General features: G+C 51.6%; 13 protein-coding genes and 1 tRNA gene. 7 read left to right on the forward strand and 7 right to left on the reverse strand.

Annotated elements, in window-relative coordinates:
- Window positions 1–3: 3 nt before the first annotated feature.
- On the forward strand, window positions 4–894 hold the full coding sequence (locus ABC502_RS16130; protein ID WP_345916632.1) for a ribose-phosphate diphosphokinase: 891 nt from the start codon (window positions 4–6) through the stop codon (window positions 892–894).
- 151 nt (window positions 895–1,045) lie between these two features.
- Entirely contained in the window at window positions 1,046–2,695 is a 1,650-nt protein-coding gene (locus tag ABC502_RS16135) for a methyl-accepting chemotaxis protein (RefSeq protein WP_345916633.1), read from the forward strand.
- A gap of 49 nt (window positions 2,696–2,744) precedes the next feature.
- On the opposite strand, the gene ABC502_RS16140 is transcribed toward ABC502_RS16135, so the two are convergent.
- Window positions 2,745–3,953: a GGDEF domain-containing protein gene (locus ABC502_RS16140; RefSeq protein WP_345916634.1), complete on the reverse strand. Its 1,209-nt coding sequence runs from the start codon at window positions 3,951–3,953 to the stop codon at window positions 2,745–2,747.
- 119 nt (window positions 3,954–4,072) lie between these two features.
- A complete protein-coding gene (locus tag ABC502_RS16145) occupies window positions 4,073–4,666 on the reverse strand; it encodes a DUF502 domain-containing protein (protein WP_345916635.1) in 594 nt (197 codons plus the stop codon).
- 265 nt (window positions 4,667–4,931) lie between these two features.
- Here ABC502_RS16145 and ABC502_RS16150 point away from each other — a divergent pair, with 265 nt between their 5' ends.
- Entirely contained in the window at window positions 4,932–5,189 is a 258-nt protein-coding gene (locus ABC502_RS16150) for a hypothetical protein (RefSeq protein WP_345916636.1), read from the forward strand.
- A 319-nt stretch (window positions 5,190–5,508) separates the two neighbouring features.
- Here the strand turns inward: ABC502_RS16150 and ABC502_RS16155 are convergent.
- From ABC502_RS16155 to rpsU, 4 genes are all read right to left on the reverse strand, one after another.
- Window positions 5,509–5,585: transfer RNA gene (locus ABC502_RS16155), tRNA-Ile, on the reverse strand.
- Window positions 5,586–5,731: 146 nt separating this feature from the next.
- Complete coding sequence (rpoD, locus tag ABC502_RS16160) at window positions 5,732–7,573, reverse strand: RNA polymerase sigma factor RpoD (RefSeq protein WP_330087503.1); 1,842 nt, start codon at window positions 7,571–7,573, stop codon at window positions 5,732–5,734.
- A gap of 84 nt (window positions 7,574–7,657) precedes the next feature.
- The gene (dnaG, locus tag ABC502_RS16165) at window positions 7,658–9,406 is read right to left on the reverse strand and encodes a DNA primase (protein ID WP_345916637.1); all 1,749 of its coding nucleotides are present in this window, start codon (window positions 9,404–9,406) and stop codon (window positions 7,658–7,660) included.
- Between the two features lie 199 nt (window positions 9,407–9,605).
- Window positions 9,606–9,821 (reverse strand): 30S ribosomal protein S21, encoded by a 216-nt coding sequence (rpsU, locus tag ABC502_RS16170; protein WP_091338499.1) that lies wholly within the window; start codon window positions 9,819–9,821, stop codon window positions 9,606–9,608.
- Between the two features lie 163 nt (window positions 9,822–9,984).
- Between rpsU and tsaD the strand changes: the two genes are divergently transcribed.
- Window positions 9,985–10,998 carry a tRNA (adenosine(37)-N6)-threonylcarbamoyltransferase complex transferase subunit TsaD gene (gene tsaD, locus ABC502_RS16175; protein WP_330087505.1) on the forward strand — a complete coding sequence of 338 codons (1,014 nt, stop codon included), beginning with the start codon at window positions 9,985–9,987 and terminating at the stop codon, window positions 10,996–10,998.
- Window positions 10,999–11,005: 7 nt separating this feature from the next.
- Here the strand turns inward: tsaD and plsY are convergent, their stop codons facing one another.
- Window positions 11,006–11,611 carry a glycerol-3-phosphate 1-O-acyltransferase PlsY gene (gene plsY / locus ABC502_RS16180; RefSeq protein ID WP_330087506.1) on the reverse strand — a complete coding sequence of 202 codons (606 nt, stop codon included), beginning with the start codon at window positions 11,609–11,611 and terminating at the stop codon, window positions 11,006–11,008.
- A 123-nt stretch (window positions 11,612–11,734) separates the two neighbouring features.
- Between plsY and folB the strand changes: the two genes are divergently transcribed.
- Genes folB through ABC502_RS16195 form a run of 3 tightly spaced genes read left to right on the forward strand, consistent with a single transcriptional unit; the run spans window position 11,735 to window position 13,386 of the window.
- A complete protein-coding gene (gene folB / locus ABC502_RS16185) occupies window positions 11,735–12,088 on the forward strand; it encodes a dihydroneopterin aldolase (RefSeq protein ID WP_330087507.1) in 354 nt (117 codons plus the stop codon).
- Window positions 12,088–12,579, forward strand: a complete 492-nt coding sequence (folK, locus tag ABC502_RS16190) for a 2-amino-4-hydroxy-6-hydroxymethyldihydropteridine diphosphokinase (protein ID WP_330087508.1) — start codon at window positions 12,088–12,090, stop codon at window positions 12,577–12,579. The genes folB and folK overlap by 1 nt, the downstream gene beginning before the upstream one ends.
- Window positions 12,580–13,386: an undecaprenyl-diphosphate phosphatase gene (locus ABC502_RS16195; protein ID WP_330087509.1), complete on the forward strand. Its 807-nt coding sequence runs from the start codon at window positions 12,580–12,582 to the stop codon at window positions 13,384–13,386. It abuts the gene before it with no gap.

The raw sequence follows: 13,386 nt of genomic DNA on the forward strand, positions 1-13,386 counted from the left end.
CTGATGACGATTTTGTTGTGTTCCCCTGATGAAAAAGCTGCCGCAGAGCGGCTGGCCAATGCCTGTAAGCTGCCGCTGCTGTGCTACCAGCAGCATCGTTTCCCGGATGATGAGCTAAAGCTGACCCTGCCGTTTGCCGATGGCGATGCCCCAACACAACTGGTGCTGTATCGCAGCCTGGATCGGCCAAACGATAAGTTGGTCGAACTGATTCTGCTGGCAAAACACCTGCGAGGCTGCGGTGTAAAGCGTGTGCTGTTGGTCGCGCCTTACCTGGCGTATATGCGCCAGGACATTGCGTTTTACCCTGGTGAAATTGTCAGCCAGAAAATCATTGGCAACCTGTTGGCGGAGTTATTTGATGCGGTGATCACGGTCGATCCGCATCTGCATCGCATCGAACATTTGCGTGAAGCCATCCCAAGAGGCGACGCCATTGCGCTGAGTGGCGCCCCCAGGCTGGCGGATTTAATCGCGGAAAAATGTCAGCAGCCTTTGCTGATTGGGCCGGATGCCGAGTCGCGGCAATGGGTCGAACTGGCCGCAGCCCGCATTGTCTGCGATTATGGGGTCTGTAGCAAGGTACGGCATGGCGATAAAGAGGTGGTCATAGCCTTGCCAGATGTGCCGGTTAGCGGGCGCCAGGTGGTGTTGATGGACGATGTTGCCAGTTCTGGGCGCACCATGGCCAGAGCCGCCGAGCAGTTGCTGGCGGCAGGTGCCGCCTCGGTGGATGTGGCGGTGACCCATGCACTCTTTGCCGGTGATGCACTGGCGACTATCCAGCAGGCTGGTGTACGGCATATCTGGAGTACCGACTGCATTGCGCACGATAGCAATGCCATCAGTATGGCACCCATATTAGCAGAGGCCTTAGCGCCCCTCTTGATTTGAATTAAAGTGCACTACGACACAACGATCACCCTGGATCAGCAATATTTTTCGATAGTAAGGAAGCGTTTATTTCATTAGAGATGTTTTAACTAAGCATGTATTGTGCACGCTATTACAGGCACTTCGCCTTTAAGCTGTAATGAGGTGTGCAATGCAAAAAAAACAATCGATGACGGTGGCCAAGCGGCTGGGTTTGGGTTTTGGCATCGTGCTGCTCCTGATGGTGGGCCTTACCCTGATTGGGGTGGAGCGGGTTCAGCGAATTAATCAAACATTGACTGAGATGACCGAGCTGAATTCAGTCAAACAACGCTACGCCATTAACTTTCGTGGCAGTGTGCACGATAGGGCTATTTCACTGCGCGATGTCACCTTGGTCGACAATGCGCGTGATATCCCAGCGTTACTGCGTGATATTGAACAACTGGAATCATTTTATCTTAACTCCCGTCACCTGATGGATAATATCTTCCAGCAGCGCAATGGCGTTAGCGCAACAGAGCGGCAATTGTTGCAGGCAATCGATGCGGTGGAAGCGAGAGCCTTGCCGCTGGCAAATCAGGTCATTCAATTACGGCAGCAAGGCCAGCAAAGCGAGGCACAGCGGTTGTTGCTGGCACAAGTCGGCCCAGTCTTTGTCGATTGGTTGGCCAGCATCAATGCCTTTATTGATTATCAGGAAGCAAAAAATCAACAAGCCACCGATAATGCCCAGGGTATCGCCGGGGCTTTTGCTCTGACCATGGTATTGCTGACTGCGGTGGCAATTTTCATAGGTATTGCCATGGCCGTCTGGATCCTGCGTTACTTACGTCAGGCACTGGGAGGTGAGCCGGATGAAGCAGCCGAGCTGGTGAGCCAGATTGCAGCCGGTGATCTGACGACGCAGATCCGCGACAGCCTGCCAAACAGCATGCTGGCGGCTGTGGCGAATATGCAGCTGCAATTACGGCAGACCCTGAGCGAGGTAGTAGGGGCAGCAAACACAGTCAAGACCCAGGCCGATGAGCTGGATCAGGCCGCACTGGAAGCACTGGAAGCCACCGAGCGACAGGCGCATTCATCCACAGCCTCAGCTGCCAGCATTGAACAAATGACGGTGAGTCTGAAGCAGGTGGCCAGTGTGGTCGATTTGACAGAACAAAACTCACAAAAAACTGCAGATTTGTCGGATCAGGGGGCGCGCCTGGTACAAGACGCTGCCACTGAGATTGCAGTCGTTGCCGAGACCGTTGAGCAGTCAGCAAGCAAAATAGGTGAGTTGCAACAGCGCTCTAAGGAAATTGCTGGTATCGCCAATGTGATTAAAAGCATTGCGGAACAAACCAATTTGCTGGCACTGAACGCGGCCATCGAAGCAGCCAGAGCCGGTGAGTCTGGCCGCGGTTTTGCGGTGGTTGCCGATGAAGTAAGGCAGCTGGCAGAGCGCACTAGCAAGGCGACCACTGAGATTGCCGGTATGATACAGCTGGTGCAGGATGATACTCAGTTAGCGGTTGCCTCGATGGAAACGGCAGCGCCGAGGGTGGCGGAAGGATTATCCAGAGCCAATGATGCTGCCAGTATGCTGCAACAAATTCGCAGCCAGGCGATGGACTCGCTGAACAATGTTCGCGATGTTGCCCGCTCAACCAATGAACAATCGATGGCTGTCACCGAGCTTGCCAAACACATTGAGCAAATTGCCAGTATGTCGCGGGATAATGCGGTGGTGATGCAGCAAAACCGTGGTGCTGTTGCGGCGCTGCAGCGCGTTGCCACAGGCTTAGGGCAGCAGGTAGCCCGCTTTAGAACCAGCTGATTGGCAAGGCATACAAACGTTTTCAGCCAGGCTTATGCCTGGCTTGTTGTTAGCTGGTGGCCAGTACCACGCAGTTACGGCCTTTTTTCTTCGCTTTATACAAAGCCTCATCGGCCCGCTTCAGCAAAGGCTCGGGCTTTTCGCTACCCTGTCGGATAGCGCAGCCCAGGCTGATGGTAATTTGCACGGTTTTACTGCTGCTGTTGTTCTTGGCCGAGCGCTGCTTTTTGCCGGCCTCGTGATCTTTGGGGCGGCCGCCCTGGCGCACCACCAGTGGGTAGTCAGCCACTTGCTGACGCACCTGTTCCAGTTGCTCTTTCAGCTTGTTCGGATTGGCATGGTGAAATACCAGGGTAAACTCTTCACCACCGTAGCGATAGGCGGTCATACCGCGTTGTTTGGCCAAAATGGCACCCAGCAGCCGCAACACCTGATCGCCCACATCATGGCCATAGGTGTCGTTGAATTTTTTAAAGTGATCGACATCCAGCATGGTCACGGCACTTTTCTTACCAAGCCGGTTTAAATGCCCCATCAATGCCCGGCGCTGTGGTAACTGAGTCAGCTCATCGATGTAAGCTAGTTGCAGCATTTGCAAGGCAAGGGTCAGCAGCAAACACAAACTGGCAGTTAAGGTTGCCCAGCCAGACAGATGAGGCTGCGCCAGCCACAGATAAAACAGCGTAAGACTAAGCAGCACCGCCAGTTGCCCCAGCATAGGCTTGGGCCAGTTGCGGTAACTGAGCAATGCCAGCCAGATAGTAGCTACCAGCAAGAGTGTTGCTGCTTGTAGCCAGCTTAGCTGACTTGTACTCAACACCGGCTGCAGTAGCCAATGGTAATCGGGCAGGTTGGTTTGCCAGTTGGGTAAAGGCAGATAGAGTAAACTCACAGGCAGCAAGGCACAGCTTAGCAATAAAGCGATCCCGGCTTTGGTAAGAAGCGGGGGGCGGGGCAGCAGCACCAATAAGCCGAGCCAAAGTGCACTAACTACAGGAAGATAACTGTACAACAAGGCAACATCAGGCTCGCTGATTGGGCGTTGCAAGCCCTGTTGCACAGTAAAATAATGCCCGGCCAAAAAAGCCAGCCAATACAGCCAGTCGGTTTGGCGCATTAGAAGTGCCAGCGAAGCAACAAAGGCCAGTGTAAGCCAGGCTGCAAGCGGAAAGGGCAGTGCGGTGAACAGCACATGGTCAGGCCAGCCAGTTAGCAGCATGGCTAATAGTACAACAGGAGTCAGGATCAAAAAGCGCACGCCATACCTCTGAGGGGTTACTTGGGTATCCAGCGTCCATGCTTTTGAGAAAGTCTAACAGGGATTTTTTGTTGGCAGAAGAGGTTTACTTCAAGAGCAAAATATCCCTGTTTTTTCCATTAACTTTTAGTTGAGCCCAGGCCACCGCTTAACACCAGCTGCAGTGCTTCGGCCGGTTTCATCTCCAGGTTTCGGGTGCAGCTGCGCGGTACGATGATGGTGTAGCCGCCGACGTTGTAGGCCATTGGAATAAACACCGCCAGTTGTTCTTCATTCATTAAAGAGGACATGCGATCGCCATCAAGGCCACCTTTTTTGGTGACGATACCAATTAGTTCTATATCTGTGCCCGGCAGTTTGACCATCACCACCGACTCATCGGCAAAGTTTTTGCCGGACATTACATCCATTAAATCCTGCAGCATGCCGTAGATTTGCTTGGTACCCGGCAGTTTGAGCAGCAGCTTGCCGGGCAACTGCCACAACCAGTCAAAACCGCGCCAGCGGGCGCTAAAGCCAATCACCACACACAGCAGCACAAAGGCAGCAATCGCCATGCCCGGCAGATACCAGCTCGGCGGCAACACCAGCTCCAGCACTGGAGCCAGCCTGGACTCAATGGTCACCAGCAACCAGCGGATCAGCTCGATGGTAATGACAATGGGCAGAATAATGGCCAGGCCTTTAGCCAGGCTTTTAGCGATAATTTTCATAGGGTATTCACGGTTGAAAACGAAACTACTGAGCAGCATACCAGCTGAACAGGCGCTAAAGCGAGCAGACTAAGCTCTTTTGTACGCATATATCCCTCCTGCACTTTATGAGCTTTAACTGGGCCTACCTACTATGCCGACATCAATTTTTGTGGCGTTGGTTTGCTACTGGTGCTATTGATATAACACGACTGCTAAAAACCATAACAAAAACCGGAAAACTGGAAATGATCCGAACACTCACTTCGATGAGGATATTGTTGCTGTGCGTTCATTTACACAGCACCGGCTTCGTGCGTTGAATGAAAAGCTGTTGCAGGCAATTAACGTCTACGAAGCTGAGAAGAAGAATGCGTTTAACCACTACCTAAGTGATGTAAATATCAGCTATGGTAATTTGACCAATCGCAGACAGCGCGAATTTAAAGATGAGAAATTTGACTCTATCTGCGAGCAATTCCCCGAATACAGATCTGCTATTGAAACCCTTACTAAGCGATTTCAAGACAATACCTCCGTGTAGTGATTAAAGCCACTTAACTGCTCTTAGAAGCTGTGGGCGAAACCATAGCTTATCTGTGGTTAGCTGTGGCCTTGGTTGGCCAGTAAGTTTTGCATGAAGCAATTTTGCGACTCAAAGCTCGAATGTACTGGCTAACCAGAAATTCTTAGTGAAATACCCGAACCAAACAAAGCAATGGTTGTGCGAATAAGTAGCGACATCAGGCACATCTAGACACAGGAATAAGGCTGGGATAGGATATAAAGGCACGATAGAAGGCACGACAGAAAAACAACTGCCCCTTTAAGTTATTGATAATAAAGGAGAAGGTTGAGGGAAATGGTGGCCCCAGCTGGACTCGAACCAGCGACCGATCGATTATGAGTCGAGCGCTCTAACCAACTGAGCTATAGGGCCATGGTGTGGACATTCTTGCTAAGCAAAAACGGCTTGCAGTATAGAAAGTTTTGCTGCCGTTGTCATCTGACTTTGCTGGCTTATTGCTATCAAGCGGTTATTTTTTCTGCTAAAAGTAAAAGGCGCCGGGTAGGCGCCTTTGGTATTTACTCGTCGAGGAAGCTTTTTAGTACTTCCGAGCGCGATGGGTGGCGCAGTTTGCGCAACGCCTTGGCTTCGATCTGCCGGATCCGCTCCCGGGTAACGTCGAACTGTTTGCCGACTTCTTCCAGGGTGTGATCGGTATTCATGTCGATACCAAACCGCATCCGCAGTACTTTGGCTTCACGGGCGGTAAGGCCGGCCAGTACTTCGTTGGTGGCGTTTTTCAGACTTTCCATCGTGGCTGAGTCCAGTGGTGATTCACCGCTGGTATCCTCGATAAAGTCGCCCAGATGCGAATCTTCATCATCGCCAATCGGGGTTTCCATCGAAATTGGCTCTTTGGCGATTTTCAGCACCTTGCGGATTTTGTCTTCTGGCATTTGCATGCGTTCGGACAATTCTTCCGGTGTTGGCTCCCGGCCCATCTCCTGCAACATCTGCCGGGAGATCCGGTTCAGTTTGTTGATGGTTTCGATCATATGCACCGGAATACGGATGGTACGGGCTTGATCAGCAATGGAGCGGGTGATGGCCTGACGGATCCACCAGGTGGCATAGGTCGAAAACTTGTAACCACGACGGTATTCGAATTTATCGACGGCCTTCATCAGACCAATATTGCCTTCCTGGATCAGATCAAGGAATTGCAAACCACGGTTGGTGTATTTTTTCGCAATCGAAATAACCAGACGCAGGTTGGCCTCGACCATTTCCTTTTTCGCCCGGCGGGCCTTGGCTTCACCAATGGACATCCGACGGTTGATGTCTTTAATTTTGGTAATGCTAAGGCCGGTCTCTTCCTCAACTTTCTTCAGCTTTTCAACACAGCGATACAAATCGTCTTTGAAATCGCTCAGTTTTTCAGAGTGCGTTTTTTTGGCTGCAATTTCAGCATCGATCCAGGCGGTAGAGGTTTCATTGCCAGTGAAGGCTTTTACGAAAGCTTTCTTCGGCATTTTGGCATGTTCGACGCTGTGCTTCATCAGCAGACGTTCCTGCACCCGCACCCGGTCCATCATTTCGCGCATGTTTTTGACCAGGCGATCGAATTGCTTCGGTACCAGGCGGAAACAGCGAAACACTTCACTCAGCTTCAGAATTTCTTCTTTGGTGGTATCGTGCTCACGGCCATTGCTGACAATGGAGTTACGGGTAACATCGTATTGCTGACGCAATTCACCGAATTTAATGCGGGCAACTTCCGGATCCGGACCGCTATCACCATCATCGGCATCGTCGCTGTCGTCGTCATCGTCGTCATCGTCGTCATCGTCGTTGTTGGATTCCGGCACATCTGAACCAATGTTGGTTGCAATTACCGGTGCTTCATCCAGCTCATTCGGATCGACGAATGCGGTGACGATGTCACTCAGTCGCATCTGGTCGGCTTCGAATTTATCCCACAACTCAAGCAGGTAGGTGATAGCTTCCGGATATTCAGCAACCGAGGTTTGTACCTGGTTGATGCCATCCTCGATGCGCTTGGCGATTTCAATTTCGCCATCCCGGGTTAATAGCTCGACGGTGCCCATTTCCCGCATGTACATCCGCACCGGATCAGTGGTGCGGCCGAGTTCTTTATCGACACTGACCAGCGCCTGAGCAGCTTCTTCAGCGGCATCATCATCGGCGGCGGCATCGGCCATGATCAGATCATCGGCATCCGGGGCGGATTCAAACACCTGGATCCCCATGTCGTTGATCATGCGGATAATATCTTCGATTTGCTCCGAGTCGATAATGTCTTGTGGAAGGTGGTCATTGACTTCCGCAAAGGTGAGGTACCCTTGCTCTTTACCTTTCAAGATCAGGAGTTTGAGTTGCGACTGAGGACTTTGCTCCATAGAGGCTATGCTTCCACTCAAGTTAATTAATAAACGAATTGCGAACTGGCAATTATAACAAACTGCGGCATTTCTAGCCAGCAATTAGCTGGGTGCCGATCGCGGTTTTCTGCTTTTTAGTGCTGTAAGTAACAATACGTATTCCTGTTGCTCTACAGAGGTCAACTTTTGCAGTTTGGCTGTACGCTCCAGCGCCTCCAGGCGTTGTTGCAGGTAAAGATCTTCTATCGCGGCAAAGGTATCCACAAATTCTGGCTCGATTTGCTCGGGTTCCAGTTGAGGATCCCACACTGCCAGTTTATTGAGTATCGGATATTCCTGACTATTCCGCCAATGTTCTAACAGCTGGGCAGTGCGAACCCCGGGGATTTCCAGGATTTTTTGTTGCAATGCCAGCAATAAATCAAAGCCCGGTAACTGGGCTCCTGCCAGCTCTTGTGCTTGCGGTATGCTGTTGGCCAACGCCGGGTATTGCAGTAATAAAGCAATGGCTCGGCGCATTGGGGTCATGCTTTGTGCTTTGGGCAGATAACGGGCGGTTATGCCTTTGCCCGGAGCTGCTTTGACCTCTTTGGGCTTGCCAATCAGGTTGTGCAGCTTATCACTGAGTTGTTCCCGGTAAAACTCACTGGGGATCTGACCGATCAGAGCTTTTCCTTCTGCCAATAGCGCTGATTTTCCAGCATCGGAACTGGCATCGTGTTGTGTCAGCAGGTACTCAAAGAAATAATGCTGCAAGCTGGCGGCTGCGGCAACACGCGTTAGAAAAGCCTCTTTGCCTTCTTTTTGTACCATGCTATCCGGATCTTCGCCATCCGGTAAAAAAACAAATTTAAGCTCCACACCATCTTTTAATTGCGGCAGGGCATTTTGCAGGGCACGCCAGGCTGCGTCACGGCCGGCACGGTCACCATCGTAGCAACAGACCACGGATCGACAATAGCGAAACAGCGTTTGCATGTGGTCGTTGGTCGTCGCAGTCCCCAGGCTGGCGACAGCAAAATCAATGCCTTGCTCCGACAGAGCCACCACGTCCATATAGCCTTCGACTACCAGCACCTGCTCCAGTCGTTCCTGCTGCTGACGGGCCTCAAATAAGCCATAGAGTTCACGGCCCTTATGAAACAAGCGGGTTTCCGGTGAGTTCAGATACTTGGGGGTGCCGTCATCGAATACCCTGCCACCAAAAGCAATCACCCGGCCACGACGATCACGAATGGGGAACATCAGCCGGTTACGAAAAAAATCGTACTCGCGGCCTTGCTCATTGCGGCTGGTCAGTTTCAGCTCAACTAACTGATCGCGTACTTTCTTGTCCTTGCCCAACTGGCGCAGCACAAAATCCCAACTATCCGGTGCGACACCAATACCAAACTTCTGTACCGTGTTGGCACTTAAACCCCGGCGCTTTAAGTAGGCTTGCGCCTGTGCACTGGCAGGACCATGCTGCAATTGCTGTTGCCATAAGCTACTGACTTTTTGCATCAGTTCGTAATCATCGGCCTGACCACTGGGGCGGGCAGGACCACCGCCTTCGCGTGGCACTTCAAGATGATGCATTGCCGCCAATTCTTCAATGGCCTCAGGAAACTCCAGTTGCTCGTACTCCATCAAGAAGGTGATGGCGTTGCCGTGTGCTCCACAACCGAAACAGTGGTAAAACTGCTTGTCTTGGCTGACAGTAAAAGAGGGCGTTTTTTCGTTATGGAAAGGGCAGCAGGCAGAATGATTCCGGCCTTTTTTCTTCAAAGGCACACGTTGATCGATCAACTCGACAATGTCGGTTCGAGCCAGTAAATCATCAATGAACTGTCGCGGGATCTGTCCGGCCACTGGATAGTTTCACTTTGCTCAGAAAAAGACAAACCGTGCCTGAAAGCACGGTGTGGTCAGCATATGCCAGTTCCCGACTCTTTGCATTCTAACAATCAAGAGTTGGGGGGCGTTTCATTGCAATCAAAAGCTGTTTGAAAACAGCAGCTGCCTGCCTGGCAATGAAACGCAGCCGTCGCTGTGACGTCTTTAGTACAAATTAGTACAGACGGATACGACGTGCATTTTCGCGAGAAAGCTTCTTAGCGTGGCGTTTTACCGCAGCTGCTTTCTTACGCTTACGAATCCAGGTTGGCTTTTCGTAGAATTCTTTCGCACGCACGTCAGCCAGGATGCCAGCCTTTTCACAAGAGCGCTTGAAACGACGCAAAGCTACGTCAAAGGGTTCGTTTTCTTTTACTTTAACAACAGGCATTAAATTCTCACCTCGGTTTATCTGGTCAGTCAGCGACCAATACGATTAAAAATGGTGCCGCATTTTACTCAAAAGCCGGGGCCCTTGTAAAGGGATTCTGTGGATCGCTGGTGATTTATCCTGGATCCCAGTACAATTCGCGGGTTTTCGGCCGGAGGTAACGATGCGGGTACTGGGAATTGAGACATCCTGTGATGAAACGGGCATTGCCATTTACGATACTAAACTTGGTTTATTAAGCCATCAGCTGTATAGCCAGATCAAGCTGCATGCCGATTATGGCGGTGTGGTACCAGAGCTGGCATCGCGTGACCATGTCCGCAAAACGCTGCCACTGATCCGGGCTGCACTAAAAGAAGCCAATTGCAGTGCCAGTGATATCGATGGCGTGGCCTATACTGCCGGGCCTGGCCTGGCGGGAGCTTTGTTGGTGGGCGCTTCCATTGGCCGTAGCCTGGCCTTTGCCTGGCAAAAACCAGCCATAGGTGTGCATCATATGGAAGGCCATTTACTGGCACCGATGCTGGAGGCTGAGCCGCCAGCCTTTCCTTTTCTGGCGCTGTTGGTGTCCGGTGGCCATACCCAATTAGTTGCGGTGGCCGGCATTGGTCAGTATCAGTTGTTGGGCGAGTCGATCGATGATGCCGCTGGTGAAGCCTTTGATAAAACTGCCAAACTGATGGGACTGGATTATCCGGGAGGGCCTTTGTTGGCGAAGATGGCAGCAGCAGGCAACCCGGCAGCACACCGTTTTCCACGACCGATGCTGGACAGGCCCGGGTTGGACTTTAGTTTTAGCGGCCTGAAAACTGCCGCGGCTAACGTAATTGCAAAAGCCGGCACGGATAGCAGTGCCCGGGCCGATATTGCTGCTTCGTTTCAACAGGCGGTAGTCGATACTTTGGTGGCCAAGTGCGAACGGGCACTGGAGCAAACAGGTTTAAATCGACTGGTAGTTGCGGGAGGGGTCAGTGCCAATACTTCGCTGCGTGAACAATTAGCGGCTTTGTTGCAACAACGTGGTGGCCGGGTCTTTTATCCACGCAAAGAGTTTTGTACAGACAATGGTGCCATGATTGCCTTGGCTGGGCATCAGCGCCTGCTGGCAGGTCAGCAGCAGGACCTGGCCATTGCCGTGCAGCCACGCTGGCCGATGCAGCAGTTGTCGCCACTTTAAGCCTTGTCTACTCTTTCAGATTGTTATCTTTATCCCAAACCCGGCTTTCGTTGCCCCGCAGCAGCCGGGTGATGTTTTGGTGATGGCGGGCAATAATCAGCACGCTGAGCATCAGTACCGGCAGGGTATACATCGGTTTGATAAACCAGGTAAAGACCGGTGCCAGGCCAACGGTGATAATAGCCGCCAGTGATGAGTAACCGCTGATTGCCAACACCAGTACCCAGGTTGCCAGTAACAGGCCGGTTAGATCCAGTCCAATCGGCATCATGGTACCTAGCGCGGTGGCGACAGCTTTACCGCCTTTAAAACCAAAAAACAGCGGGTAAATGTGGCCAAGGCAAGCGCAAATACCAATCAGACCCAGATAAATGGGCTCAATGCCCAGAAAATACGAGCCCCAAACGGGTATGGTACCTTTAAGAATATCGAACAGTAAGACCAGGGCCGCTGGCAATTTACCACCAGAGCGTAACACATTGGTGGCGCCCGGATTGTTGGAGCCGGTGGTTCTGGGATCTGGCAGCCGGAACAGCTTGCTAATCAGCACCGCCGATGAGATGGATCCCAGCAGATATGCCAGCAACATAAGTGTCAGGATCATAGGTGTCATCAATGCGGTTCCTCAGCCTGGCTTTTTACGATAAGATCGGCCTCGCCTGATCTTAAGGTGGCGGCAATCTACCCAATTGGCTTCTGTCTTCATCTTACCCTGAACCTGCTGCGGAATGAACTGATGGATACTGTTTTTATTAAAAAATTGTGCATCGATACGGTTATTGGTGTGTACGAGTGGGAAAAGTCCATCCAACAGCGGCTGGAGCTGGATTTGGAGCTGCAGTGCGATACCCGCCGGGCTGCTGCCAGCGACGATATCCGTCAAGCACTGGATTACAGTGTGATCGCGACCCAGGTGACCGAGCTGGTGCAGCGCGAACCCATAGAGCTGATAGAAACCGTGGCAGAGCGGGTGGCTGCTTTGTTGTTACAAAATTTTGCTACCAACAGGGTTCAGGTCACTGTCAGTAAGCCCGGGGCAGTACCTACAGCTGAAACGGTGGGTGTATGCATTGAACGGGAGGCTGGTTGATGGCCTTTATTCTAATCAGCATTGGCAGCAATATTGAGCGCGAAAAGCATGTTCGGCTCGCTATCCGTGAGCTGAAACAAGCGTTTGGTTCCTTGCAAATTTCCTCTGTATACGAAAGTGAGGCGGTCGGTTTTGACGGCGAGCCTTTTTACAATCTGGTGGTCGGTGCCAACACCGACTTATCAATTGAGGCCTGCGTTGAGCTTTTTAAAGGCATTGAAGATCGTCATGGCCGTAAGCGCAATGTGGCTCGTTTTTCCGGTCGGACACTGGATTTGGATTTGCTGACCTACGATCAGATTATTTGTCAGCAGCCGATTGAACTTCCGCGTGATGAAATTACCAAAAATGCCTTTGTACTGCTGCCGTTGGCAGAGTTGGTGCCGGATCAAATCCATCCGGTCACCGGGCAAAGCTACCGCCAATTGTGGCAACATTACCCGAAACAGCAAAAACTGTGGACGGTGCCTTTTTCATGGAGTGAAGACTAAGTGAGTACCATAGAAATCCTAATTTTATCCATTATTCAGGGCATTACTGAATTTCTTCCTATATCCTCTTCGGCGCACCTGATTTTGCCTTCGGCCATTTTAGGCTGGGAAGATCAGGGGGTGGCTTTTGATGTCGCCGTGCATGTTGGCACTCTGGCAGCGGTGGTACTGTACTTTCGTCGCGATGTGGGGCAGATTCTGCTGGGTTGGTTCAATTCCTTGCGCGGCCAGCAAAGCACCCATGGCACTTTGGGATGGATGCTGATTGTGGCGACCATACCGGCAGGGCTGGCAGGTTTGCTGTTTTCCGGTCTGATTGAAACCGTGCTGCGCTCGCCTTGGGTGATTGCCTGCACCACGCTGATTTTTGGTAGCTTGCTCTGGTACGCCGACCGTACTGCTAAACAGCAAACCGATGTGATGCATTTAAGCTGGCGTCAGGTGCTGGTGATTGGGGTGGCGCAGGCTGTGTCGCTCATTCCGGGCACGTCGCGCTCTGGCATTACCATGACGGCCGGCCTGATGATGGGGTTGGATCGTGCCAGTGCCGCCCGCTTTTCGTTTTTAATGTCCATTCCTATTATTGTGCTGATTGGGCTTTATCAGACCAGCAAATTGATTAAAAACCCGGAGATTTACGACATTCCGGCGCTTGGTATGGGCATGTTGCTATCGTTTTTCAGTGCCTTGGTGTGCATTCATTTGTTCTTAAAAATCATTAGCCGGATGGGTATGCTGCCCTTTGTGATTTACCGGCTGGCCTTGGGGATAGGTTTGGTTATCTTTTTAACCTGGTTTGCAGCTTAA

This window comes from Alkalimonas sp. NCh-2 (genome assembly GCF_039631345.1).
In the GTDB taxonomy this organism is placed as follows: Bacteria; Pseudomonadota; Gammaproteobacteria; order Enterobacterales; family Alteromonadaceae; genus Alkalimonas; species Alkalimonas mucilaginosa.

What these genes read in the sequence shown, in the direction of transcription:
- plsY (WP_330087506.1), bottom strand. Translation starts at nt 11,611, where the DNA reads ATGACACCTATGATCCTGACACTTATGTTGCTGGCATATCTGCTGGGA.
- folB (WP_330087507.1), top strand. Translation starts at nt 11,735, where the DNA reads ATGGATACTGTTTTTATTAAAAAATTGTGCATCGATACGGTTATTGGT.
- rpsU (WP_091338499.1), bottom strand. Translation starts at nt 9,821, where the DNA reads ATGCCTGTTGTTAAAGTAAAAGAAAACGAACCCTTTGACGTAGCTTTG.
- ABC502_RS16145 (WP_345916635.1), bottom strand. Translation starts at nt 4,666, where the DNA reads ATGAAAATTATCGCTAAAAGCCTGGCTAAAGGCCTGGCCATTATTCTG.
- rpoD (WP_330087503.1), bottom strand. Translation starts at nt 7,573, where the DNA reads ATGGAGCAAAGTCCTCAGTCGCAACTCAAACTCCTGATCTTGAAAGGT.
- ABC502_RS16130 (WP_345916632.1), top strand. Translation starts at nt 4, where the DNA reads ATGACGATTTTGTTGTGTTCCCCTGATGAAAAAGCTGCCGCAGAGCGG.
- ABC502_RS16135 (WP_345916633.1), top strand. Translation starts at nt 1,046, where the DNA reads ATGCAAAAAAAACAATCGATGACGGTGGCCAAGCGGCTGGGTTTGGGT.
- tsaD (WP_330087505.1), top strand. Translation starts at nt 9,985, where the DNA reads ATGCGGGTACTGGGAATTGAGACATCCTGTGATGAAACGGGCATTGCC.
- folK (WP_330087508.1), top strand. Translation starts at nt 12,088, where the DNA reads ATGGCCTTTATTCTAATCAGCATTGGCAGCAATATTGAGCGCGAAAAG.